3 protein-coding genes and 2 pseudogenes are annotated in these 2879 nt (G+C 42.2%); all 5 read right to left on the bottom strand.

Annotated features, from left to right (window positions below; all coding sequences use genetic code 11):
• Positions 1-175 precede the first annotated feature (175 nt).
• A complete protein-coding gene (locus DEM91_RS12305; RefSeq protein ID WP_229039388.1) occupies positions 176-406 on the bottom strand; it encodes a hypothetical protein in 231 nt (76 codons plus the stop codon).
• Between the two features lie 45 nt (positions 407-451).
• Positions 452-817, bottom strand: coding sequence for a hypothetical protein (locus DEM91_RS12310; RefSeq protein WP_007175191.1), 366 nt, complete (start codon positions 815-817; stop codon positions 452-454).
• Positions 756-1286 (bottom strand): MobV family relaxase, encoded by a 531-nt coding sequence (gene mobV / locus DEM91_RS12315; protein ID WP_040555625.1) that lies wholly within the window; start codon positions 1284-1286, stop codon positions 756-758. Before mobV ends, DEM91_RS12310 begins: the two co-directional genes overlap by 62 nt.
• A 363-nt stretch (positions 1287-1649) precedes the next feature.
• A pseudogene (locus tag DEM91_RS12320) lies at positions 1650-1841 on the bottom strand (hypothetical protein).
• A 12-nt stretch (positions 1842-1853) separates the two neighbouring features.
• Positions 1854-2879 (bottom strand): annotated as a pseudogene (locus DEM91_RS12325) (transposase); the annotation flags it as partial.

Raw genomic sequence — 2879 nt, forward strand, 5'->3', positions numbered from 1 at the left:
GCTAAGTGAATGATAATGAACAGTTAATAAATTACAAATATTTTCCAATTATTTGGAAAGCAACATAGAAGATATGATTTTACAAAATAAACAACATCCTTGTAATACCCTTTCATTTTGAAAAGGTTGCTTTCCATTCTGACAAAGCGAAATCTTTATTTTTTGCAAACAACTGTCATCTCTTTTTCATAGGTTTGTATTTATCCTTGTACTTATCTCTCCACGGCAATTCTGATGTTGAACCTCCACCACCAGTGCCTACGTGTGGTTTTGCGGCTTCGCCTGTTGCCAGTTCGATGGCAGCACTTAGTAAATGGGATTGTATCTCGCAGACTTGCTCGGTAGCACTGAAACAGGCGTTGACAAACTCGTGTTCTGTTAGTTCCCTATTGCTGAAGGCGTGCAATCGCTTGTCGCTGTCACTAAGGTAAGTTACAGCGGTATGCTCAATCTACTTAACCCTGGTCCAGATTTTTAGGGTGACGGTATAAGAGTTGTTGCCGAAGAAACGATGACCGATGGGGTCCGCTCCTAATGATAGCCAGTATCGCTGAGGATTGGCCTTACGGTCAAGTTCGTCAATCCTGTTCTTCTGCCTCTCAATGACAGCATCCTTCTCGGTTGCCTTCCGCTCTGCGATTTCCGCACGCTTGATGGCAGCGTCGATTTCTTTCTGATAGGCATTCCTCTGTTTGGCGATGTCAGATTCATGCTTCTGTTTTAGAGAGACTTTCTCCGCCTCCAGTTTTGCAATCTTAACTCGGAGTTTTGCCAGTTCCTCGTTTTTTTGATGCCAGTTCTTTTCTTTCCTTGGCAAGATCGCCTTTACCAAATAGAGCGAATATTGTACTCTTGCCCTCCTTGGTCTTCTCCACCTCATCCTGCAACTTGGCGATGTTCTCCTCAAACTGTTGCATCTGCTGCTTGTAGTTGGTTGATGTGGCAATATGTCTGGCAGTGGAACATACAATGCCACGCTTTAGGCCGAACTCACTCATGGCAGCAGCGTATGTATTTTGATACTCATGAAGTCTGGCGCGTTTGAGCACGTCATCTGCTGACAGCCGTGGCCCAGACTTGGTGTTGTACTTCTTCTCTCCCTCTCGTTCATGGTGTTGCCTTTCGGCAGTGACGATGGGTACGATGGTGGCATGCAGGTGTGGAGTCTTCTCGTCCATGTGCAGCACACATGATACAACATTTTCCTTGCCAAAGGTCTCATGCAACCATTTGAGGTTGACTTCCATCCACCTGTCCAGTCTTCCTTCCTCCTGTATCGTCATCATCTGTTCGTGTGTCCCTGTCAGGATGACAATGGAATTATAAAACTGTCACCAAATGGAAAAGTCATTACTCCTCCAAAATATTGCGATATTACAGCCATTGGCTATGACTTGTATTTGTGCAAGACAGATGATATTAGAGGTGAGGTTCTGAATGGTAAAGGCATAAGAGTAAGATAAAACTTATCACAGTAGATTGGAAAAACACGAAGACTCTCTATAATCGAGTAGGTGATAAACACCTATGATTAGTGTTTACCTCCTACTCGATTTTAGTTCCGTAATTTGCACCTTGTCAACTTTTAACTTTGTTATTAATCATTATTGTTCAATAACGGTTCTTTTTCTAACGATATGCTGTTTTTGCTAAAAAATAACATAAAAGTTGTTATAATATATCCTCAAATCCGCAACTAAGCCCTTGAACGTCCTTATTGCGTTTACACGTCCTCTCATTACTGAATTTGCAGATAATTTGAACTTGAAGCACCCACTTCTGCCTACAATATCCCCTTACCCCACAATGTGACTTGAGGCAATACACAATATCATTCCCATAAGTTGTAGGCATTATCCAAAACCAGTCTGGAAAACATCTGCGTAAGCATTATTACTAGTATAGATATTCAGCACATACCGCCTTGACGTCCTGATCCACTTGGCTGGTACAGAGATAGACCTGAAGACAAACGCTTTTATGCGACTTGTTGCATTGAGTCCGAACTTCTTTACGTCAAGTCTTTGAATAATGGCCTTGTAAAAGTTACGGATAAGTGCTGTAAGAAGAAGGAACACTGTATTCTCTGCCATGAAGGATTTGGGCAATCTGTCCCACCCGAAACCATTGTTCATATCATCGAAGATACGTTGGATTTCATCCTTCGTTTTCTCGCCATGGCATAATTAAAGCGAGCTTTATTCTGCTCATTTGGCTTAACGAAAACGTTCCTTTCCTCCACGAAGGTTATAGAACTCGACAATTTCTCTTACGGAAGAATCATAGTCGTCAGTCAGGATACAACGGTATGTGTATTCTCCTTCCCAAAAATCCTGCACACCATCCTTCCGTTTCTGTCTTTGAATCACAAGTCGATATGCTTTACCTTTCCACTTCTCAACAAGGATAGAGTTCAATTCAAACTCAATGCCATTGATTTCCTCAGTTTTCCAGCCTTTGAGAGCAAAGGTGTCAGTGTAGATCGAACTGCAGCGGTTAGCACGGATATAGAAAGACTTGCAGTGTTTTTCTATTTCCTCCACGATTTCCTCGGAACATGATCCACAATCAGCTCTGAAGCGATTGATAGTGAGCCCATTCTGTTCAAATCTCTCAAAGAACCTCTTCAGCGTGTCCTTCTGATGGAAACGAACATTTGTGTTACCATCGCTATTCTCTATACCAACTATCAAATCGCCAATAACCGCCACGCCAGGGCGATAACCAAGGAACTTCTTGTATGTAGGCTTTGCATCATACTTTTCTGTCTCTATGAACTGATGGTCGAAATCAACATCATACATCTCACCCTCTTTCAGTTGGCCAGATGCAAATATACAATTGAGCAATAAAGTATTGAGAGTGTCAGCCGTATTGAA

Origin of the sequence: Prevotella sp. TCVGH (assembly GCF_023522295.1) — a bacterium.
Taxonomy (GTDB): Bacteria; Bacteroidota; Bacteroidia; order Bacteroidales; family Bacteroidaceae; genus Prevotella; species Prevotella timonensis.